This window comes from Nocardia sp. NPDC050406, from assembly GCF_044459025.1.
Taxonomy (GTDB): Bacteria; Actinomycetota; Actinomycetes; order Mycobacteriales; family Mycobacteriaceae; genus Nocardia.
Window position 1 is genome coordinate 273,623 of record NZ_JBITIM010000004.1, and the last position, 20,185, is coordinate 293,807.

Sequence of the window (20,185 nt, forward strand, 5' to 3'; positions counted from 1 at the left end):
GCAGTGACGGATTCGCTCGTGCGAGCGCTGCGCGACCGGATCGCGGGCGAGGTGGACGGTTCGCCCCGGCGGCGCGCGGAATACTCCTCGGACGCCTCCAACTACCGGGTGCCGCCCACCGCCGTGGTTTTTCCACGCGGCGACGCCGATGTCGCGGCCACCCTGGCCTTCGCCCGCGCCGAGGGACTCTCGGTCACCGCGCGCGGCGGCGGAACCTCGGTGGCGGGCAATGCCATCGGCGCGGGTCTCGTACTCGATTTCAGCAGGCATATGCACGCGATCCTCGAGCTGGACCCGGAGACTCGGCGGGCGCGAGTACAGCCGGGGGTCGTGCTGTCGGCCTTGCAACGCCGGGCGGGCGCGCACGGCCTCCGATTCGGTCCGGACCCCTCCACGCAGAACCGCTGCACGCTCGGCGGCATGATCGGCAACAATGCCTGCGGCCCGCACGCGGTGGCCTGGGGGCGCACCTCGGATACGGTGCGGGAGCTGCGCATTCTCGATGGCGGCGGTACCGAGCGCAGGCTCGCCGACGATCTGTCGGCGGTGCCCGGCCTGCCGGAGTTCACCCGGGCGCGGCTGGCCGTCCTGCGTACCGAACTGGGGCGCTTCGAGCGGCAGGCCTCCGGTTACAGCCTGGAACATCTTGTCCCGGAACGGGGTTCGTCCATCGCTCGGGCCTTCGTCGGGACCGAGGGCACCTGTGGACTGCTGCTCGACGCCACCGTCGACCTGGTGCCCATACCGGCCGCGACCGTACTCGTGGTGCTCGGCTATCCCGATATGCCCACTGCCGCCGACGATATCGCGGCGGTCATGGCCGGTGGGCCACTCGCCGTCGAGGGTATGGACGCGCGTCTCGTCGATGTGGTGCGCACTCATCGTGGTGCGGTGCCGGAGCTGCCGCGCGGCGGCGGGTGGCTGTTCGTGGAATTCGGCGGCGACACCGCCGATCAGGTGTTGGCGGCCGCGCGGGCGCTGTGCGCGACCGCCGGTGCGCTCGATTCGCGGATCGTCACCGATCCCGCTGAGACGCGGGCACTCTGGAGCATCCGAGCCGACGGCGCGGGACTGTCCGGCCGCACGCCCGACGGCAATCCGGCATGGCCCGGCTGGGAGGACGCGGCCGTGCCCCCGGAGCAGCTCGGCGCGTACCTGCGGGAGTTCCAGGAGCTCATGCGCGAGCACGCCGTGGACGGCCTGCTGTACGGCCATATCGGCGACGGCTGTATCCACGTGCGCCTCGACCTCCCGATAGCCGATGCGCCGCAACGCTTCCGGGCCTTCCTCGAAGACGCCGCCGATCAGGTGGTGCGCCACGGCGGTTCGCTCTCGGGCGAGCACGGCGACGGCCGCGCCCGCTCGGAACTGCTGTCGCGCATGTACTCGCGCGACGCGCTGGCGGCGTTCGCGGGGTTCAAGGCGCTGTTCGATCCCGACGATGTCCTGAATCCGGGTGTGCTGGTTCGCCCCGAGCCGATCGACACCGACCTCCGCGTGGCTGGCCTGCGGCCGGTGCCCTCGACCGGCGGCTTCGCCTTTCCCGACGACGGCGATATCGGCACCGCCGTGCATCGCTGCGTGGGAGTCGGCAAGTGTCGCGCGGACTCCAGCGCCGCGGGCGGCTTCATGTGCCCGTCGTATCTGGCGACCGCCGACGAGAAGGACAGCACCCGCGGCCGGGCTCGCGTTCTTCAGGAGGTGGTGCGCGGGGCGCTGGACTGGCGCTCGGACGCCGTCGCCGAATCCCTCGATCTGTGCCTGTCCTGCAAGGCCTGTCACGTCGACTGCCCGGCGGGCGTCGATATGGCCACCTACAAATCCGAGACGCTGTACCGCCGCTACCAGGGGCGACGCCGCCCGCTCGACCACTACGCCCTCGGACGTCTCCCGCAGTGGCTCGGTGCGGCCGGTCGGCTGCCGCGCCTGGCCAACGCCCTGGCGGATATCGGGCCGCTGCGGCGAATGGGCTTGCGCGCCAGCGGTATCGACCCGCGACGGCCCATTCCCGCGCTCGCACCCAAGAGCTTCCGGCGCATGTGGACCGAGAACGAACCAGCCGCACAGCCCGACGTAATGCTGTGGATCGATACGTTCACCGACGCGTTCGATCCCGAAATCGCCTCGGCCGCCGTGCGATTGATCGAATCCCTGGGTCATCGGGTGAGCATTCCGCGGCGTCGGGTGTGCTGCGGCCTGACCTGGATCAGCACCGGCCAACTCGACGCCGCCCGACAGCGCTTGCGCGCCACCCTCGACGCTCTAGCCGACCATGTCCGCGCCGGAGGCGTGGTGGTCGGGCTGGAGCCGTCCTGCACGGCGACGTTGCGCGACGAGCTACCGCGACTGCTCCCGGACGACGACCGCGCCCCGCATGTCGCGCGCACGGTGCGCACCCTCGCGGAATTCCTCCTGGCCCATCCCGAGTGGCGGCCGCCCGATCGCGCCGACCGCACGGTGGTGGTGCAGCCGCACTGCCATCAGCACGCGGTCATGGGTTTCTCGCCGGACCGCCGAATTCTCGCGAGCACCGGTGCCAAGATCACGGAAATAGCCGGTTGCTGCGGACTTGCCGGAAATTTCGGAATGCAGCGTGGGCATTACGACATATCGGTCGCGGTGGCCGAGAACGGCCTACTCCCCGCACTCCGGGACGCGGGTCCCGACGCGGTATTCGTGGCGGACGGGTTCTCCTGTCGAACCCAGGCCGGTCAACTGGCCGGTCGTACCGCCCGCCACCTCGCCCAGTTCCTGCTGGAACCGTAGCGCTAGCTGCCGAAGGGCAGGGTGCCCGGCGGAATCTGGTAACCCGAGCTACCGGCGAAAACACTGCCCCAGGCGCCGAGCAGCCAATTGATCACATTGGTGAGCACGCGAAACCTCCCTATCTCGGATGCCGACCGATTGCCCAGCGGGGCACAGGCATCGGAGGACATATCGCCGGATTCGCACTCCGCGTTATCCGAATCATTTGTGGCGCAGCTCACCCGGCATCGGGATACCGCACTCACCGCCGACCGCCGTAGCGCAGAATGGCCCGGTGACATCAGCGACGGCGACCGCCCAGGCACGTACGGTTCGGTCCGATCGTCCGATCGATATGGCGGCGACGGTCATCCCGCTGCGCCGCGGCGGCGGCGACCCCTGCCACCGCATCACCCGCGACGGCGCGCACTGGCACGCCTCCCGCATGCCGAGCGGCCCGGTGACCTACCGCCTCACCCAGGCCGACCGCCATGCCGTCGCCGCCCAGGCATGGGGGCCGGGTGCCGAGGAGTTCCTGGAGCGGCTCCCGGTCATGCTGTGTCTGGACGAGGACCTCGCCGACTTCGTCCCTGAGCATCCGAAGATCGCCGAGGCCCATCGACTGAATCCGGGCCTGCGCATGTTGCGCACCGGCCTGGTGTTCGAGGCCGTGGTCCCGGCCATCCTGGAGCAGAAGGTGCACACCAAGACCGCGCACGACTCGTGGCGAAAACTGGTGTGGCGCTATGGGACTCCCGCGCCGGGTCCCACCCCCGACGGCCTGCGCGTGCCACCGGACGCCGAGACCTGGCGCTATATCCCGTCGTGGGTCTACCACCGCGCCAATGTCGGGCCGCAGCGCTCGAAAACCATCGTGCTGGCCGCACGCATGGCCGCCAAGCTGGAGGAGACCGCCCAACTCGACCCCGTGACCGCCGCCCGACATCTGTGCACCGTCCCGGGTATCGGCGTCTGGACCGCCGCCGAGATCGCCCAGCGCGCCTTCGGTGACGCCGATGCCTTGTCCGTGGGCGATTTCCACCTCGCCGCCATTGTCGGCTGGACGCTGCTGGGCCGCCCCATCGACGACGACGCCATGGTCGAGTATCTGGAACCGCTGCGCCCACACCGTTATCGGGCCGTCCGTCTGCTCGGGCTGGCGGGTTTCGCGCACAAGCCCAAATTCGGTCCCCGCACGCCCTACACCGACCACAGCCGAATCTGATTCGCTAGCGGGCGTCGAGGGCCGCATTGCCAGCCGCCTGCGCCCGCGCCAGCGCGACGTCCACCGGTAGCCGCCCGAGGAACATTTCGTCGAGTATCGGGTCGATGGCCTCGAGTGCGGCCGGGAATCCGGAGCCGCCCCCGGCACTGATCTGCCGCTCGCGCAGCACCTCGAAGAACGGCGACACATCGACGCCCTGGCGCGCCCAATAGTCCCGGTACACCTGCTGTTCGGCCACGACGGCCGGGATCGTCGCGCCGTCGAGCGCGAGATATCGGTTGCCCGCCGCACCGCCCAGCCAGGCCAGTACCCGGCGCACGGCCTCGGGATGGGCGGTGGCCGCATTGCCCGCCACCGCGATGGAGTTGTTCGCGCTGATCCGGCCCGCCGGACCCGCCGGAATCAGGGCCACGCCCCACGGGAACGCGGCACTCTCGGCGATCTGCGCCAGGTTGAAGGTGCCGGACTGGAACAGCGCCAGCTTCCCTTGCAAGAAAGCGGTTTTGGCGAAGTCCGAGCTGGTGTTGGTATCGGCGGCCGAGGGCGCGAGGCCGTCGGCGATCAGCCGCACCAGATAGTCGAAGGCCACCCGCCCCTCGGGGCTGTCGAAGCCGAACTCACCGTCGCGCTGGAGCTGCCCACCGGCCGAGCCCAGATACGGCAGCAGAATCGACTGAAAGTCGTTGGCGGCGTTGTACGGCCAGGGTGCGCGCAAGCGGCGCAACAGCTGCCGGAAGGTGTCGTCGGCGGGATCGGGGCTCCAACGCAGCGCCGCGAGTTCGGCGGGCGAGACGCCGGACGCGTCCAGCAGCTCCCGGTTGTAGTACACGGCGGTGCCGCCATCCACGAATTGCGGTACCGCCCAGAGCTTTCCGTCGCGGCTGAACTGCGCGACCGCGAATGGATCCCAGGCGCGCGCGGCCTGTTCCGCCAGCGCCGCGCCGATATCCATGAGCCGCCCGCTGTCGGCGTAGTCCTCGTACAGGCTCACCCAGAACAGGTCGTCGGCCGTCCCGCCCGCCACATCGAGCCGCAGCTTCTGCGCGTAGGAAGCCCACGGCACCAAGGTGATTCGCACCTCGATATCCGGATTCGCGCGCTGGAACTCGTCCAGCGAGGCCCGATACGCCGCGACGAAGCTCTGATCCCAGACACGCAGTCGCACCACGGTGCGCCCATCGCCCTCGGTATCGCGGCCCAGCCACAGCGCCGCGGTGACGAGCAGCACCAGTGCGAGGGCGAGCCCGAGGACCACGCGGGTCGAATCCTTGATCCTCATTTCAACCCCGTCCACGCGATGGAGCGCAGCACCTGCCGCTGGAACACCACGAACAACACCACCAGCGGCGCGATGGCCAGGGTGGTGGCGGCCATGACGAGCGTCCACTGGGCGTCGTATCGGGTCTGCGTGTTCGCGGTGGCCACGGTGAGGATCTGCCACCGGTCACCGCTGCTGGCGACCAGTGGCCACATGAAGTTGTTCCACTGCGTGACAATGGTGATCAGCGTGAGGGTGGCCAGAATCGGCCTGCTCATGGGCACCACCACGTGCACGAGAATGTCGAGGGTGTTCGCGCCGTCCACCCGCGCCGCGCTGAGGAACTCCTCCGGAATCGCCCGAAAGTACTGTCGCAGCAGGAATATGGCGTACGGCGAGCCGAAGGCGAAGGGCAGTACCAGCGCCCAGAAGGTGTTCAGCCAGCCCAGCCGCGCGAACATGAGGTACAGCGGGATGAGGGTGACCGCCGGGGGCACCATCATGGTGCCGAGGTAGATCCAGAACAGTACGTCTCGGCCGGGAAAGTCGGTGCGCGCGAAGGCGTATCCGGCCAGGATCGAGGTGATCAGCTGGCCGAAGGTGATGAAGACCGTCATGAGCGCCGTCACCGCGACGGCCCGGCCGAGGCCCTGTCCCAGAACGGTCCCGAAATTCTCCCAGGTCACCGGATTCGGCAGCGCCAGAGCGAAATCCGAGGCGAACTGCCCCGGCGTCTTCACCGCCGTCATGGCGCTGAGCACCAGCGGGGCCACGGTCAGCAGCGCGCCCGCGATCAACAGCGTGTAGGCCGCCGCGGTGCGCGGGGTCGGTCGCTCAATTCTCATGGCCGGTCCGATCCCGAAAGTACCGGTACTGCGCGACGGTGATGACGAACATGACGGCGCAGACCACCACCGCCATGACCGCGGCGCGCCCGGGCTGGGCCGCCTGGAACGCCTCCGAATACATCCGCATGGCAACCACATCCGTGGCGTGGTCCGGCCCGCCCTTGGTCAGCGCGTACACCGCGTCGAAGGTCTGGAACACGGTAATCACGCCGGTGACCAGGACGAAGAACATGGTTGGCCGCAGCAGCGGCAGTACCAGCCACCGAGTGCGCCGCCACCCCGTCGCACCGTCCAGCACGCCCGCTTCGAGTATCTCGCGGGGAATGGCGCGGATTCCCGCGACGAAGAACAGCGCCACATATCCGACATTCATCCACACGAGCACCACGGCGACCGCGGGCAGCGCCAGCGCGGGTTCGCTCAGCCACTCGACGCGCCGCCCCAGCAGCGCGTTCAGCGCCCCGCCGGTGGGCGCGAAGATCCACTGCCACACCACACCCACCGCCACCGGCGCGCACATCCACGGCAGGGCGTAGACCACGCGCAGGACCGTGCCGCCGCGCCCGCGTCGCGCCAACAGCGCCGCCACCGCGAAGCCGAGCGCGGTCTGCGCGGGCACGACCATCGCCGTCAGCGCCAGGGTGACCAGCAGCGAGTGTCCGAATCCCGGATCGCTGAGCACCGCCCGCCAATTGCCCAGACCCGCGAACTCCATGGGCCCCAGCAGATTCCAGCTGTGCAGGCTCAGCCACAGCACCACGGCGATCGGCAGCAGCAGGAAAACGCCGACGCCCACCAGGCTCGGCGCCAGCAGCCCATAGCCCGTGATCACGCGGCGAACCGTCCGGCTCATGGTCAGCGACGCTACCGCCGCCCCCGGGACGCCGCCGCACAGCCACGCCCGATACGCCCGAAGTGTCCACGCGCACGGCCAGGTTCGCGCCCGCCGTTCACCCGGTGGCCGTCGGTGGCGCATGATAGTTTTCGCCACGCTTCTTCTTTTCGACGCCGGTGCACCCGGCGAGGCGGGCCACGACGGCAGGGGACGGCGCTCGATGAGAATTCAGCCACGACAGCAGATTCTGGGTGTGTGGCGGTCCTTGCTGTCCGCCTGCTACCGCGACGGCGCCTGGGTCTGGGGTGGGCGCGAGGGCGCCAACTCCATCTCCGATGCCGAACAGCTGCTGTGCCTGCTGTATCCGGCCACCGAGATCGACGGCTTCGCCCTGGACCGCCCGGACGATATCGCCGACGACATCCGCATGGTGCTCGCCCCGCTCGGCAATGGGGCGCGCATCGGCGCGGCCATCGTGGGCCTGCTCGAGGAGTACATCGAGCGCTACACCGACAACGGTGTAGCGGTCTTCGCCGCGGGCAGCTACCTGGTCTCCGCCGACGACAACGAGCCCACCGCCGAGCAGCGCCGTCTCGATGTCGTCGACTCGTACTCCATGTCGCTGACGCTGTGCCTGGCCGCGCTGAAATTCCTGCGCGGCTTCCAGGCCTTCGTGCGCGCCCAGACCCGGCGTGAGGCACAGGAACTCGCCGCCCGCATCGACGTGCTCGCCGAGCGGATCGGCGCCCGCCTGACCGCCGCCATGGTCGGGCTGGTGCGCAGTTTCGTGGTGCAGACCGTCACCCCGGACTCCAAGGCCGGAGAGGCCATGCTCTCCATGCTCAACCAGACCGGCGCACCCACCGGCGTGGTCGTCGAGGCGGTCTCGCGTCGCCTGGAGCGCGTGCGCGTTCGACTACGCAACGACCTCACCCTGAGCCAGACCCCGGACGTGGACCTCTACGACGAGAGTCTGCTGTTCGAATGCGGCTGGAGCTGGGGCCTGGTCAGCAAGTCCGCGCCCATCGATTTCGTGGACCTGCCCATCGCCGCCCAGCCCGGCCATGCCGTCGCGCGCCCGTACCTGCACTTCACCGTGGTCGCCCTGGACGGCATCAACGACCTCACCTCCGCCCGCACCCGCGAACTCGACCTCCTCGACGCCGAACAGCGCCGCCTGGCCGAGGCGCTGCAATTGCGCTGGGATCTGGCCCAGCGCTACTGGGCCGCGGTGGCCCGATTCGGTTCCGGCCGTTGGCCGCTCGAGGATATTCCCTGGCGCACCTCCGACGGCGAGGAGTCCGACTACTTCAGCCTCATCGTCTCGGCCGTGCTCATGCAGGACCTGCTCAACCGCGAAGCCAGTGATGACGATCTGACAAGGGCCGCACCGATTTTCGACGAGCTGGCGCGCCGGGGGCGGATCATCAGCCGCCTCACCGAATCCGATCCCGCCCGCGCCCTGCATATTCCGGGAGTGCGCCTGCGACTGCTGGGCAGCGCGGATGTCGACGGCGGTCCACAGCTGGAGTGGATCGTATCCGACTATCCCACAGTGCTTTTGAAGCGCTCGCTGCAGGCCGCGCGGCTCTCGGGCAATCTGGAGACCCGCGACAAACTCATGGAACTGGCCCAGGAGACCATGTCCCACCTGGACCGCCGCACCTTCCGGGTCGGCTCCGCCACCGGCCTGTGGGACGATCCGTCGCGGGTGTTCGGCACCGAAACCCCCTCCGGTCAGCCGTCCTGGTACCTCACCGAACGCGTGGTGGAGTGCCTGGTCGCCGCCGACCGCATGTTCCGCGAACCGCCGCTGCGCTCCCCTGGCCTGGTGCTGCGCGCCATGGAACTGCTCACCGAGGCCGAACACCTGCTCAATCGCGAACTCCTCGAACTCAGCGAGGAGGACGTCTCCTCCAATCGCGCGGCGCTGGCCCGGGTGGAGCAGCGGCTCTCGCGGGCGCGCGCGGTCATCGACGAAAGGCCGGGTACCGCACTGAGTCTCGCGAGCCGCTCACTGTTGGCGCTGGACGAGCTGGCCTTCGCCCGCCAGGACGCGACGAGGAGTCTGTGACCGGTGCTCGTCTTCTCCGCATCCGACAAGGGCGGCACCGGTCGCTCGGTGACCAGCTGCAATATGGCCTACCGACTCAGCATGGAGGGCCTCAAGGTCGCCTATCTGGACTTCGACTTCGGCTCCCCCACGGCCGGGGCCATTTTCGAGATCAGCCGGATCGACCGCGGCATACCCGGTGACGTCGGGCTGCACTCGTTCCTGCTCGGCGACACCGGCACCATCACCCGACTGAGCGTGCGCTCCGAGACCGACCGCATGGAACTGCGCGGCTCCCGGCACCCGTCGGGGCGGTTGGTGCTGTTTCCGGGCGATCGCGGGGGCGCGGAGTTCGTCAGCCCCGACGAGGCCATGGCGCGCCGCTGCGTCGAACTGCTCGCCACCGTCGAGCAGGAATTCGATGTCACCCTGGTCGATTTGAGCGCGGGCCGCTCGGTCGCGCTCACCCTGGTGCTGCGCGCCACCATGGCGCCGCAGTTGCGCGAGGCCACCGCCCGCTGGCTCATCTTCCACCGCTGGACCCGCCAGCACATCGTGGCCGCGAACGGCCTGGTGCACGGACCGCACGGTTTGCTCGAGACCGGCGAGGCGTGTGGACACGATCGGCGGCGGCTGCTGGAATCGGTGCGCTATGTGCGGACGGCGGTTCCGGCGCTGAACGAACCGGCCAGTGCCGAACGCGCGGCGCAGGCGGCCTGGCTGCGGGAGCAGAACGGCACCCTCAACCGCGCGGCCAGCCGCTACCTCATGGGCTCCACGGTGGTGCTGGGCGAGACCCCGGTGGAGCCCATGCTGCAGTGGCGCGAACAAGTGATTCTGGACGCCGATGTCTCCGCCAATATCGCCAATGAGGAGACCGCGGACGCGTTTCGCGATCTGGCCCATAAGCTCACCAATACGGCGGTGTGGGAAAGGCTGTGATGCACTGTGGATTCCGCGACGGGCTACAGCGAGGCGAGTGAGCGCAACCGGACGGCCGGACTGCCGCTGTCGCATCTGTCCATCGAGGTCGGACACTTCTACATGGACGACCTCATCAATGGCGCGGACCGCATTCGCGCGCAATTGCGACAGGTCGCACCGCTGGTGGCGGCGCACGCCGAGGCGGCGCGGGCGCAGTACGGCCCCACCGCGCGGGTGAGCACCTGCTTCCTCGTCGACGACTACTTCCGCCACGACACCGACCCCACCGAGATTCTCGACAAACTGCTCGGCGCGGCCGAGGAGTGCGGTGTGCGTATCGATTACCTGGCGCGGGAGGCGGGCTGCTGGGAGGTGCCGGTCTTCATCGACGGCGAACGCAGCGGCGATCCGATTCCGCTGGCTGAGATGGTAGCCAATCGTATTGTGGCCGAACCGGATAGGGAGACCAACGGTCGCCGCCCGCCCACCGCCGAATCCGGCTGGCTGTGCAATGGCCGCCGCTCCTCGGACACCGCGTCCGGGCAGGCCATGCGGGTGGAGCCGTACCGGCCGCCGGAGGAGTTCGGCCACCGCAATCACTCCATCTTCCTCGACGTGGAGCTGTGGAGCCGCCGCGAGGAGACCGTGGCGGGGGCGACCGAGGTGCACACCACCTGGTCCTGCCCCTTCCTCGCCTCGATCTGGCAGCTGCTGCGCTTGGGCATGCTGCGCTGGAACGGCGGCCTCGTGGCCGCCCCCGAACCCTGGCAGCCCGCCGACGGCTGGCCGGACAACTGGTGGAAGATGCCCGCCGTCACCCAGCTGAATCCCGCCGCGGCGCCCTTCGCCGCCTACCGCTCGCTCTCGATACTCCCGCACACCTATCTGGGCATCGAACACGCCGTCCGAGTGATCCTCGACCACCTGGAGCAGGACGAAGAGGTCCAGGCGCTGCTCACCGAACGCGGTGCCGCCGAGCGCATTCCGGTGACCATCCCGCCGGTGACCCGCCGCCTGACGCACGTCTTCCTCGGTGAATGAGGTGCGCCGCACCACCGCGACCACCACCCCGGCGTGCGCCACCTCCGGCATTCCGGCATGCTTTTGGCCGGAATCCACATCGGCGACGCGGGTATCCCGGTCGGTAGACACCGGATCGAATACGGGCAGGTGGTGACATGGGCGACCCGTTGGTCGTATTGGGCGAGGTGCGCACCTGCCTGCTGCCCACCTCCGACACCTTGGCCGCCGAGGATGTCACCGAGCTGTTGACACTGCAACCGGGCCGCCGCGTGCTGGCGCGGGAAAGGCCTGTGCCGCTGGCTATTTCACCGAGCTCGGCGGTCGGCGTGGACTGCGCCCTCGCGACGGTCTCACGGTCGAATACGCGCGCGATCGGGACCGTGGCGTCGCACGCGGTGGTGGTCGGCGGGCGGATCGCCCAGAGTTCGTCGAGCACCCGCGTGGTGCGCGCCCCGGTGGCGGCGCGGCGGCCGTGGTCGCACTATCTCGCCCAGGTCGGCGCGGTCGAGTTGATTCCGCGGCTCGGCGACGACACCGCCGCCGCCATCGATCTGAGCGAGGGGTACCTGGAGGCCTCCACCGCCAAAACCCTCGACCTGGCCTCGATCAGCGATCGCATGCTCACCCGGGTGCGCATGGACGACCGCCTCGACCAGCAGCCGCCGGTGCGCACCACCGCCACCCGGCTGCGCTGGGCCGCCCGGGTGGCGCCGCCGGTGGAGGGCGAGGATCGGCCCCGCACGCTGTTCGCCTTCCGCATCGAGGACGAATCGCTGCGCACGGTCCGGATCATGGTGCCCAGTACGCGCGATCTCGGTGGGGTGCAACGCTTCTGCGAGGACCTCGCGGCGCACGACTGGCTGCTCACCACGCTGTCCGCGGCACTGGCCGACGCCGATCGGTCGGGTCCCGGCCGCGACGCCGTGGTGGCCCTCAATCCGCTGCTGGAACAGCTCGTGCACCTGTGGATGCCGGGCGCGCACACCCCGACTCGGCTGCGCGAGTTGTGGACTCGGCTGGAGAGCGATCCGGGGTTCAGCCGCCAGTGGAGCGCCCAGGTCGGCCGCCTGCGCGACCGGCTGGCGGTGGCCACCCTGGAGGCCTTGCGCAGCGCCAAGATCAGCACCGCGGAGTGGTGATCACAGCCGGAACCAGCGCCGTACCAGCAGTGCGAAGAACACCGAGGTCGTCACCGTGCCCAGGAACGATTCGGTGATGTAGATGGCCCGGCCGCCGGTGCGCAGGCCCTCGGTATCGCCCGGGCCGAGCGGATTGAGGTAGTTCACCATGCACTGGTAGATGCTGGTGGTGACGGGATCGTCCGAGACCAGCGCGATGAGAACGCTGAACACGGCCAACTGCAAGGCGATCCAGAACAGCATGCGGAACGGCCGATAGCCGTAGCCGCACACCAGATCCGGGAACAGGCCACCCACCCGCCGCCACCGCACCGGCTGCGCCAACCGCTTGGCCCGCGCCACCGCCAGCCCGCACCGGTCCTCGGCATCGACGTCCTCGTCATTGCGGTAGAGGCCACCGGCGCGGTGGAAGGCCAGCGCCGCGTGCGCGGGCAGGCCCACCGCGACCAGGGGCGCGCCGAGCCGCTCGTAGTTCTCGGCGAGCTGCCGATTCTGCGTGCGGCTCAACCGCAGCGGTCCCCGGAACTCCACCTCGGCGGCGAGCAGCGCGGCGAGCAGATCCGTTGGGGTGGGCGCTGATTCGTCGCCGTCCTGCCCCAGCGCCGCGGCGTAGAGGTGTCCGAAGACCAGGCTGTCGCCCACCCGCCGAATGCCCGGCGGATCGTAGGTGGCCACCACGGCCTCGACATGTCGGGTGAAGGTATCGAGCAGCGGCTGTTCGGTGGCGTGCCGTCGCAGACTGCGCGGCTGGTCCAGGAATCGCTCGACATCCTCCGCGTAGTTGGCGGCGTGTCGTTCTATGCGCGTCGTCATGGCGGCGACGAACGGTGAGGATGGTGCGGCCCGTTCCAGCATGATCAATGGTAAAGCTAGCAATGATAAAGCTTGTGTACCAACACATCTCGGGGCTCGTCGCGGCCGAAGTAGGCGGCCTCGTGATCGGACCGGACGAAACCGACATCCTCGTAGAGTCGGTAGGCGGTGCGGTTGTCCGGCCGCACCGTCACGAAAACCCGGTCCGCGCGGGCCTTTCGGCAGTGTTCCAGTGCCGCCTCGAGCAGATTCCGCCCGAATCCGCGTCCCCGACAGTGACCGGCGACCGCGAAGCCGAGGAACCAGGCGCACCGCTCGGCGCTGATGGCGGTCAGCACATAGCCGCACACCCGTCCCTCGAATTCGGCTACCGTCCAGTCCGTTCCGTGCAACTCGAAGAGCTGCCGCAGCACGAAATACGGATACGCGAGGTGCGAGAACTGCTCCCACTCGATGGCCTGAATACCCGCGAGATCATCCGTGCCCGCAGACCGAATTGTCGGTACCGGTCCAGATGTGACCACGGCTTCCCCTCAGCAGCGCGGGTGCGATGACTTCAGGGTAGGTCGTGGTGATTTCGTTTGGATCCGGTTCGGCCCACCCCTTCGGCGGTCGGGGCGGGCCGAACCGACACCGACACTCAGAGTCCTGAACGCCGGTGGGTACTGGTCCGCCTCTCCGCGTATTCAGCGCCCGGCTGAGAGCCGTGGCCCTTCGTGTACGCGTGCCTGCGGTCGTGTGCGGCAACTATTCTGGGCGTGCCCGACGAGTTACCCCATCGTGCGAAATCAGTCGTCAAGTTCCGTCGGATATCCATCAGCAACCACACCAGTTGGTATAGAAATCGGTCAATTCGGTCGGGCTTCGTGTGGCGCTGGCGGTTACGGGAGGGCGCGCTCATCGAGGACACACCGCCCTTCCTCCACGAGGGTGGCGCGGGCCCGCCGCCGCACCCGACAGGTCTCCACGGTGCAATCCAGATGCAGTTGCATGGCCGCGTGCGCCTGGTCCACGGTGAGCACACCGGGGTCGGTCCGGCAGCGCATGAGCCCGGCGACATGCATGTTCAACGAGGTCAGCTGCATTACGCCACCTCCACCGCGCGCCTGTTCCGACCCCGCGGCGGCGGGAGTCCCTCCCAGGTTGTCCGGCCGGTTGCCGAACGAGCGGTACAGACACGAGCAAGGGTGACGCCTTCAGCCATGACTCCTCGTTCCTGCGTGTGAATCCTGTCCCTGCGTGCGAGTTCTGAAGCGTGCCCGGAGGTTTCAGTCAAGGAAGGGGCCGAGGTGCTGTCCGCTCCGGGCACATTCTCAGCACACCACGAGCAGACATTCGGCGTAGCCGTTTCACAGATTCGTCCGGAAAAACGCGCGAATTCCCAGCAGCGAATCCGCTTGGGGGAGCAGGATTGTCCATAGTGGACGAAGCCCCCTGCCGATGTGATGTGCGTTGGGGCGGGAGCCGGTGTGCTGCAAGACTTCCAGCGCTGCAAGACTTCCAGTGTTTGGTGACCGCCCGCGCCCAACCCCTGTGAATGGAGCGCGCTGTGTCAGTTGGTTCCGCGAATTCCTCGAGTGCCGCATCGACGCTGCCGAGACGCCAGCTCGGCCGCTATCTGCGGGACTGGCGCACCCAAGCCGGGTTGACCATAGCCGAGGCCGCCAAGCTCATGGAATGGGGCGCCAGCACGCTCCAGCGGCTCGAGAAGGGCAATGCCGATCGCATCCGCACCATCGACATCCAGGAGCTGTGCCGTATCTACGGCATCCCCGACGAAATCGCCGAGGGGCTCAAGGGTTTGGCACAGCAGGCGGCGGTGAAGAGCTGGTGGCATTCCTACGGCGATCTGATTCCCGAGAACTTCGATGTGTACGTGGGCCTGGAGGCATCCGCCCAGCAGCTTTCCTGCTACCAGTCGGAACTGGTACCCGGTCTGCTGCAGACGGCCGACTACGCCCGTGCCCTCAATCGACTCGGCTATCCGGAGGATTCCGAGGCCGAGTTGGAACGCCGGGTGCAGTTGCGGATGCAGCGCCAGGCGATGATCACCCGCCGTCACCATCCCGCCACCGTCGCAATGGTGTTGCACGAATCGGTATTGCACCGGTCGGTGGGAAGTGCCAAGGTGATGGCGGCGCAGGTGCGGCACTTGGCGGAGTTGAGCACCCGTGGCAATGTCGCATTGCGTATTCTGCCCTTCAGTGCCGGTGTCCCCCTGGGACTTTCGACCGGGCCGTTCGTGATTCTCGAGTTCGGGACCGACGGCAGGGGGCAGCCGGTGGAGCCGCCCGTGGTCTATGTCGAGGGTTTCACCGGCGATCTGTATCTCGAGAGGCAAGGCGACGTGCAGCGGTATCGCCGGGCACAGGAGTGTCTCGAGCGCTGCGCGTCCGACATCCAAACCAGTAGGGACCTGCTGCGGCAGGTGGCGAAGGAGTATTCGGCATGACTATGGAACTGGCCGGTGCGCACTGGTTCAAGAGCAGTCGCAGTGGCGCTGGCAAGGAGTGCGTGGAGGTCGCGTTCCTGCCCGGAGGCCGGGTCGGTGTGCGCGACAGCAAGAATCCCGACGGCCCCGCGCTGGTGTTCGGCGACGGCGAGTGGGCGAGTTTCACCGCGGATATCGGTAAAGGCGCGTTCGACGAATGAGTAATAGGTAATGGGTATCGAGATCTCGGTACCCACTACCGAAGATCACGAAACGGCGACCTTTCCACAACAAAAGTATGTTTGCCCGCGGCGGGCGCGGGTAACCCATAATGCGTGGACCGAGGGCTAAGAAATTCTCAACCCCGGTACCGAAAATTGCTACCCGACGATTGGGTGGAAAGACTGATCGTAGGAATGCTCTTCGCGGTATCGGCCGTAGGTGTATTCGTGCTGACCGGGGCATTCTTGCCCGCACTGGCAGTCGGGGTGCTGGTGGGGGCCGTGGCGGTCGGCGTGGTGGAAATGCTGTGAGCAGGGCCACCGACAAGCAGGCGTACCCCGCCGTGGCGACGTGGTTTTGGCCGGAATCCTGTTGGATTCCGGCCAAATTCATGCCGTGACCTGCGTATCGCTACCGCCGGAAGAGTTTGTTTCCCAGCCAGACGATCGGGTCGTACTTGCGGTCGGCCACCCGCTCCTTGAGCGGGATCAGCGCATTGTCGGTGATCTTGATGTGTTCCGGGCAGACCTCGGTGCAGCACTTGGTGATATTGCAGTAACCGAGCCCGGCCTCGTCCTGTGCGAGATCGCGCCGGTCCGCGACATCGAGTGGATGCATTTCCAATTCGGCGATGCGCATCAGGTATCGCGGTCCCGCGAACGACACCTTGTTTTCCTCGTGATCACGAACGACATGGCAGGTGTCCTGACAGAGGAAGCATTCGATGCACTTGCGGAATTCCTGTGAGCGCTCCACATCCTGCTGGTGCATGCGGTACTGCCCGGGCTTCAGATCCACGGGCGGGGTGAACGACGGGATTTCCCGCGCCTTGGCGTAGTTGAACGACACATCCGTCACCAGGTCGCGCACGATGGGGAAGGTGCGCATGGGCGTCACCGTCACCACCTGATCCTGCGTGAACGTGGACATGCGCGTCATGCACAGCAGCCGCGGGCGGCCGTTCACCTCCGCCGAGCACGAACCGCACTTGCCCGCCTTGCAGTTCCACCGCACCGCCAGATCCGGGGCCTGCGTGGCCTGCAGTCGGTGGATGATGTCGAGCACCACCTCGCCCTCGTTCACCTCCACGGTGAAGTCCTGGAGCTCGCCGCCCTCGGTATCGCCGCGCCAGACCTTGAATTTCGCCTCGTACCCCATGGCTAGGCCTTCCCTTCCCCGGACGCGGGGTGAGCGCCGAGATCCGCTGGGCTGTAATACTTCTCGAGTTCGCCGACCTCGAAGAGGGCGAACAGATCGTCACGCATGGGCACCTGGTCCTCCGGCGTGACCGTCACCGACGGCACCGTGAAACCGACCTCGTCCGGATCGACCCGGCACACCAGGAGCTTGTTGCGCCAGGCCGGATCCATATTCGGGTGGTCGTCGCGGGTGTGCCCGCCGCGGCTCTCGGTGCGCAGCAGCGCCGCCTGCGCCACACATTCGCTGACCAGCAACATATTTCGCAGATCGATGGCCAGGTGCCAGCCGGGATTGAACTGCCGGTGCCCCTCCACGGTGACCTCGTCGAAGCGGTCGCGCAGCTGCGACAGCTTGTCGATCGCCTCCCGCAGTTCGTGCTCCTTGCGGATGATGCCGACCAGATCGTTCATGATCTGCTGCAGATCGGTGTGCAGCGTGTACGGGTTCTCCCCCGGGCCCGTGGTGGGCGGATCGAACGGCTGCAGCGCGGTTTTCGCGGCGGCGGCGATATCGGTGTCGGAGATCTTCGGTCGGCGGGTGAGCCCCTCCACGTAGGTGGCCGCGCCCAGCCCGGCACGGCGGCCGAAGACCAGCAGATCCGAGAGCGAATTGCCGCCCAGGCGGTTGGAGCCGTGCATACCGCCGGAACACTCACCGGCGGCGAACAATCCGGGCACCCGCGCCGCGCCGGTGTCGGGATCCACCTCGATGCCGCCCATGACGTAGTGGCAGGTTGGCCCAACTTCCATGGGTTCCTTGGTGATGTCCACATCCGCCAGTTCCTTGAACTGGTGGTGCATGGACGGCAGCCGCTTCACGATCTCCGCGGCGGGCATGCGCGAGGCGATATCCAGGTACACGCCACCGTGTTCGGTGCCGCGGCCCGCCTTCACCTCTTCGTTGATGGCCCGCGCGACCTCGTCACGGGGCAGCAGGTCGGGGGTGCGGCGCGCGGAGTCGTTGTCCTTCAACCACTGGTCCGCCTCCTCGATGGTCTCGGCGTACTGGCCCTTGAACACCGCGGGGATGTAGTCGAACATGAACCGCTTGCCCTCGGAGTTCTTCAACACCCCGCCGTCGCCGCGCACGCCCTCGGTGACGAGAATGCCCTTCACGCTGGGCGGCCACACCATGCCGGTCGGATGGAATTGCAGGAACTCCATATTGATCAAGGTGCCCCCGGCGCGCAGGGCCAGCGCGTGGCCGTCGCCGGTGTACTCCCAGGAATTGGAGGTCACCTTGTAGGACTTGCCGATTCCGCCGGTGGCCAGCACCACCGCGGGCGTTTCGAAGAGGATGAACCGGCCGGACTCGCGCCAGTAGCCGAACGCGCCGGAGATGGCGTCGCCGTCCTTGAGCAGTTCGGTGATGGTGCATTCGGCGAACACCTTGATGCGCGCCTCGTAGTCACCGGTCTCGGCGAAGTCCTCCTGCTGCAGCGAGACGATCTTCTGCTGCATGGTGCGGATGAGTTCGAGGCCGGTGCGGTCTCCCACGTGCGCCAGGCGCGGATAGGTGTGACCGCCGAAGTTGCGCTGGCTGATGCGACCGTCCTTGGTCCGATCGAACAGCGCCCCATAGGTTTCCAACTCCCAGACCCGATCGGGGGCCTCCTGGGCGTGCAGTTCGGCCATGCGCCAGTTGTTGAGGAATTTGCCGCCGCGCATGGTGTCCTTGAAATGGGTCTGCCAACTGTCCTTCTCGTTGGCATTGCCCATGGCGGCGGCGCAGCCGCCCTCGGCCATGACGGTGTGCGCCTTGCCGAACAGCGATTTGCACACCACCGCCACCGAGAGACCGTGCTCGCGCGCCTCGATGACAGCGCGCAGGCCAGCACCGCCAGCACCGATCACGACGACGTCGTACGAGTGCCGTTCGACTTCAGGCATAGGACCGAATACTCCTGGGAAGCTTGGGGATTGGATGTCAGCCGAGGATGCGCGGGTCGGAGATCGTGCCTCCGGCGACCAACATGACGTAGAAATCGGTCAGCACGAGCGTGCCGAGCGTGGTCCAGGCCAGCAGCATGTGCCGGGTGTTGAGCTTGGACACCTGGGTCCAGAACCAGTACCGCACCGGATGCGCCGAGAAGTTCTTCAGGCGACCACCCGCGATATGGCGGCAGGAGTGACACGACAGGGTGTAGGCCCACAGCAGTATCGCGTTGCCGGTGATGATGATGGTGCCGAGGCCGATGCCGAAGCCGCCGTCCTTGGCGTGGAAGGACAGCACCGCGTCGTAGGTGTTGATCACCGCCACGATGCCCGCGATGTAGAAGAAGTAGCGGTGCGCGTTCTGGATGATCAACGGAAGTCGGGTCTCGCCGGTGTATTTGGCGTGCGGTTCGGCGACCGCGCAGGCCGGGGGCGAGAACCAGACCGCCCGGTAGTAGGCCTTGCGGTAGTAGTAGCAGGTGAGCCGGAACAGCAACAGGAACGGCAACACCAGGAAGCCCAGCGGAATCCAGGCGGGCAGCTCGCCCACCGGAGTGCCGAAGTGGCTCGAGCCCGCCACGCACGAATCGCTGATGCACGGCGAGTAGAACGGCGTCAGATAGTGGTAGTCCGGGACCCAATAATCGTCCCGCATAAAGGATCTGATGGTCGCGTAGATGATGAACGCGGCCAAGCCGAGCACCGTGACCAGTGGTGGTACCCACCAGCGGTCGGTGCGCAGCGTACGTGCCGCGATGGCGGCGCGGCTCTTGCTGAAGACTCCGGTCGACCCCGTTTCGGGGGCGCTGGTCGGTGCGGCGCTCACTGCTGGATGCCTCGCTGATCTACCCCGTGGAACGTCATCGTTACCTCCGGCATCGAATGTGATGCCCAGCACCATACGACAGTTCCGCTATCACCCGCCCCCGGTCCCGGAAATTCGGACCCGCGCCCGATCACGTGATTTGCACCACATTTTGATCTTGGGTCGGGCGCTGGTCCGCACAGTGAACAAACCGCAACCCCCGGAGCTCGACTCGTGCCCAGGGCGATTCGGGGCGCTCCGTGAAATCCCGTCGCGCTCCCCAAATTTCGTCGTGCCCACCCTCGGCCGGTCACCCCGAAGACGCGAACGCACGCGCCCGCGTCGGCGGGCGCGTGCGTGGACTTCTCGCGTTACTTGGTGCGCGGGCGGGAGTGGAAGCCGAGGCCCTCGTCCTGCGCGCCCATCCAGGCCGCTTCGTCGGACTTGGAGTCCGGGACGTAGATGACGTCCTGATCTCGCTTGGTGGAGACCTCCGGCGGCGGGGCCTGCTCGAACTCGTCGGCGTCGATGCTGAGGCGTTCGAGGTCGTTCTCCAGGCGACGTATCGGGCCCGCGTCCCCGTAGTGGGAGCGCAGGGCGGTGACGCACTGCCGGAGCTGGCCGACCGCGTAGCGGAGTTCCGCAATCTCGCTGCGTGTCATCGAAACCTCCTCGAGCCGTGTGACAGACCACACATCGTGATCTACAACACAGTACGGCATGAATGGGG

The 20,185-nt window shown here is 67.6% G+C and carries 19 protein-coding genes; 9 read left to right on the plus strand and 10 right to left on the minus strand.

The genetic code is table 11. From position 1 onward, the window contains the following. Positions 1 to 3 precede the first annotated feature (3 nt). Both ACIBH2_RS29995 and ACIBH2_RS30000 read left to right on the plus strand, forming a co-directional pair. A complete protein-coding gene (locus tag ACIBH2_RS29995; protein WP_397123564.1) occupies positions 4 to 2,766 on the plus strand; it encodes an FAD-binding and (Fe-S)-binding domain-containing protein in 2,763 nt (920 codons plus the stop codon). Between the two features lie 334 nt (positions 2,767 to 3,100). Next, a complete protein-coding gene (locus ACIBH2_RS30000) occupies positions 3,101 to 3,970 on the plus strand; it encodes a DNA-3-methyladenine glycosylase family protein (protein ID WP_397124257.1) in 870 nt (289 codons plus the stop codon). A 4-nt stretch (positions 3,971 to 3,974) separates the two neighbouring features. Here the strand turns inward: ACIBH2_RS30000 and ACIBH2_RS30005 are convergent, their stop codons facing one another. From ACIBH2_RS30005 to ACIBH2_RS30015, 3 genes are read right to left on the minus strand one after another with little or no spacing between them, the layout of a single operon-like run. After that, positions 3,975 to 5,243, minus strand: a complete 1,269-nt coding sequence (locus ACIBH2_RS30005; protein ID WP_397124259.1) for an ABC transporter substrate-binding protein — start codon at positions 5,241 to 5,243, stop codon at positions 3,975 to 3,977. Positions 5,244 to 5,245: 2 nt separating this feature from the next. Next, the gene (locus ACIBH2_RS30010; RefSeq protein WP_397123566.1) at positions 5,246 to 6,073 is read right to left on the minus strand and encodes a carbohydrate ABC transporter permease; all 828 of its coding nucleotides are present in this window, start codon (positions 6,071 to 6,073) and stop codon (positions 5,246 to 5,248) included. After that, entirely contained in the window at positions 6,063 to 6,929 is an 867-nt protein-coding gene (locus ACIBH2_RS30015; RefSeq protein WP_397123568.1) for a carbohydrate ABC transporter permease, read from the minus strand. The genes ACIBH2_RS30010 and ACIBH2_RS30015 overlap by 11 nt, the downstream gene beginning before the upstream one ends. Positions 6,930 to 7,131: 202 nt before the next feature. Here ACIBH2_RS30015 and ACIBH2_RS30020 point away from each other — a divergent pair, with 202 nt between their 5' ends. From ACIBH2_RS30020 to ACIBH2_RS30035, 4 genes are all read left to right on the plus strand, one after another. Further along, the gene (locus tag ACIBH2_RS30020) at positions 7,132 to 8,985 is read left to right on the plus strand and encodes an SCO2524 family protein (RefSeq protein WP_397123570.1); all 1,854 of its coding nucleotides are present in this window, start codon (positions 7,132 to 7,134) and stop codon (positions 8,983 to 8,985) included. Positions 8,986 to 8,988: 3 nt separating this feature from the next. Next, positions 8,989 to 9,906, plus strand: coding sequence for an SCO2523 family variant P-loop protein (locus tag ACIBH2_RS30025; RefSeq protein WP_397123572.1), 918 nt, complete (start codon positions 8,989 to 8,991; stop codon positions 9,904 to 9,906). 6 nt (positions 9,907 to 9,912) lie between these two features. After that, complete coding sequence (locus ACIBH2_RS30030) at positions 9,913 to 10,929, plus strand: SCO2522 family protein (protein WP_397123573.1); 1,017 nt, start codon at positions 9,913 to 9,915, stop codon at positions 10,927 to 10,929. A 137-nt stretch (positions 10,930 to 11,066) separates the two neighbouring features. Continuing rightward, positions 11,067 to 12,050, plus strand: a complete 984-nt coding sequence (locus tag ACIBH2_RS30035) for an SCO2521 family protein (RefSeq protein WP_397123575.1) — start codon at positions 11,067 to 11,069, stop codon at positions 12,048 to 12,050. On the opposite strand, the gene ACIBH2_RS30040 is transcribed toward ACIBH2_RS30035, so the two are convergent. From ACIBH2_RS30040 to ACIBH2_RS30050, 3 genes are all read right to left on the minus strand, one after another. Next, positions 12,051 to 12,905 carry a hypothetical protein gene (locus ACIBH2_RS30040; protein ID WP_397123577.1) on the minus strand — a complete coding sequence of 285 codons (855 nt, stop codon included), beginning with the start codon at positions 12,903 to 12,905 and terminating at the stop codon, positions 12,051 to 12,053. It abuts the gene before it with no gap. Between the two features lie 14 nt (positions 12,906 to 12,919). Next, positions 12,920 to 13,387: a GNAT family N-acetyltransferase gene (locus ACIBH2_RS30045; protein ID WP_397123579.1), complete on the minus strand. Its 468-nt coding sequence runs from the start codon at positions 13,385 to 13,387 to the stop codon at positions 12,920 to 12,922. Positions 13,388 to 13,744: 357 nt separating this feature from the next. Then, positions 13,745 to 13,948, minus strand: coding sequence for a hypothetical protein (locus ACIBH2_RS30050; protein WP_397123581.1), 204 nt, complete (start codon positions 13,946 to 13,948; stop codon positions 13,745 to 13,747). Positions 13,949 to 14,400: 452 nt separating this feature from the next. Between ACIBH2_RS30050 and ACIBH2_RS30055 the strand changes: the two genes are divergently transcribed. The 3 genes from ACIBH2_RS30055 to ACIBH2_RS30065 all read left to right on the plus strand — a co-directional run bounded on the left by ACIBH2_RS30055 (position 14,401) and on the right by ACIBH2_RS30065 (position 15,827). Next, positions 14,401 to 15,315 (plus strand): helix-turn-helix domain-containing protein, encoded by a 915-nt coding sequence (locus tag ACIBH2_RS30055; RefSeq protein WP_397123583.1) that lies wholly within the window; start codon positions 14,401 to 14,403, stop codon positions 15,313 to 15,315. Then, positions 15,312 to 15,515 carry a DUF397 domain-containing protein gene (locus ACIBH2_RS30060; RefSeq protein WP_397123585.1) on the plus strand — a complete coding sequence of 68 codons (204 nt, stop codon included), beginning with the start codon at positions 15,312 to 15,314 and terminating at the stop codon, positions 15,513 to 15,515. The genes ACIBH2_RS30055 and ACIBH2_RS30060 overlap by 4 nt, the downstream gene beginning before the upstream one ends. A gap of 174 nt (positions 15,516 to 15,689) precedes the next feature. After that, on the plus strand, positions 15,690 to 15,827 hold the full coding sequence (locus ACIBH2_RS30065) for a hypothetical protein (RefSeq protein ID WP_397123587.1): 138 nt from the start codon (positions 15,690 to 15,692) through the stop codon (positions 15,825 to 15,827). A gap of 100 nt (positions 15,828 to 15,927) precedes the next feature. Here the strand turns inward: ACIBH2_RS30065 and ACIBH2_RS30070 are convergent, their stop codons facing one another. The 4 genes from ACIBH2_RS30070 to ACIBH2_RS30085 form a co-directional block, all read right to left on the minus strand. Further along, positions 15,928 to 16,674 (minus strand): succinate dehydrogenase/fumarate reductase iron-sulfur subunit, encoded by a 747-nt coding sequence (locus tag ACIBH2_RS30070; RefSeq protein WP_397123589.1) that lies wholly within the window; start codon positions 16,672 to 16,674, stop codon positions 15,928 to 15,930. A gap of 2 nt (positions 16,675 to 16,676) precedes the next feature. Next, positions 16,677 to 18,605 (minus strand): fumarate reductase/succinate dehydrogenase flavoprotein subunit, encoded by a 1,929-nt coding sequence (locus tag ACIBH2_RS30075; protein WP_397123591.1) that lies wholly within the window; start codon positions 18,603 to 18,605, stop codon positions 16,677 to 16,679. A gap of 37 nt (positions 18,606 to 18,642) precedes the next feature. Beyond that, on the minus strand, positions 18,643 to 19,476 hold the full coding sequence (locus ACIBH2_RS30080) for a hypothetical protein (RefSeq protein WP_397123593.1): 834 nt from the start codon (positions 19,474 to 19,476) through the stop codon (positions 18,643 to 18,645). Between the two features lie 350 nt (positions 19,477 to 19,826). Further along, the gene (locus tag ACIBH2_RS30085; protein ID WP_397123595.1) at positions 19,827 to 20,117 is read right to left on the minus strand and encodes a hypothetical protein; all 291 of its coding nucleotides are present in this window, start codon (positions 20,115 to 20,117) and stop codon (positions 19,827 to 19,829) included. Positions 20,118 to 20,185 lie beyond the last annotated feature (68 nt).

Bases quoted from the DNA above. Each gene is read 5' to 3' on its own strand.
- ACIBH2_RS30000 (WP_397124257.1), top strand. From the start codon at position 3,101: ATGGCGGCGACGGTCATCCCGCTGCGCCGCGGCGGCGGCGACCCCTGC.
- ACIBH2_RS30010 (WP_397123566.1), bottom strand. From the start codon at position 6,073: ATGAGAATTGAGCGACCGACCCCGCGCACCGCGGCGGCCTACACGCTG.
- ACIBH2_RS30015 (WP_397123568.1), bottom strand. From the start codon at position 6,929: ATGAGCCGGACGGTTCGCCGCGTGATCACGGGCTATGGGCTGCTGGCG.
- ACIBH2_RS30020 (WP_397123570.1), top strand. From the start codon at position 7,132: ATGAGAATTCAGCCACGACAGCAGATTCTGGGTGTGTGGCGGTCCTTG.
- ACIBH2_RS30035 (WP_397123575.1), top strand. From the start codon at position 11,067: ATGGGCGACCCGTTGGTCGTATTGGGCGAGGTGCGCACCTGCCTGCTG.
- ACIBH2_RS30040 (WP_397123577.1), bottom strand. From the start codon at position 12,905: ATGCTGGAACGGGCCGCACCATCCTCACCGTTCGTCGCCGCCATGACG.
- ACIBH2_RS30050 (WP_397123581.1), bottom strand. From the start codon at position 13,948: ATGCAGCTGACCTCGTTGAACATGCATGTCGCCGGGCTCATGCGCTGC.
- ACIBH2_RS30055 (WP_397123583.1), top strand. From the start codon at position 14,401: ATGGAGCGCGCTGTGTCAGTTGGTTCCGCGAATTCCTCGAGTGCCGCA.
- ACIBH2_RS30060 (WP_397123585.1), top strand. From the start codon at position 15,312: ATGACTATGGAACTGGCCGGTGCGCACTGGTTCAAGAGCAGTCGCAGT.
- ACIBH2_RS30070 (WP_397123589.1), bottom strand. From the start codon at position 16,674: ATGGGGTACGAGGCGAAATTCAAGGTCTGGCGCGGCGATACCGAGGGC.
- ACIBH2_RS30075 (WP_397123591.1), bottom strand. From the start codon at position 18,605: ATGCCTGAAGTCGAACGGCACTCGTACGACGTCGTCGTGATCGGTGCT.
- ACIBH2_RS30085 (WP_397123595.1), bottom strand. From the start codon at position 20,117: ATGACACGCAGCGAGATTGCGGAACTCCGCTACGCGGTCGGCCAGCTC.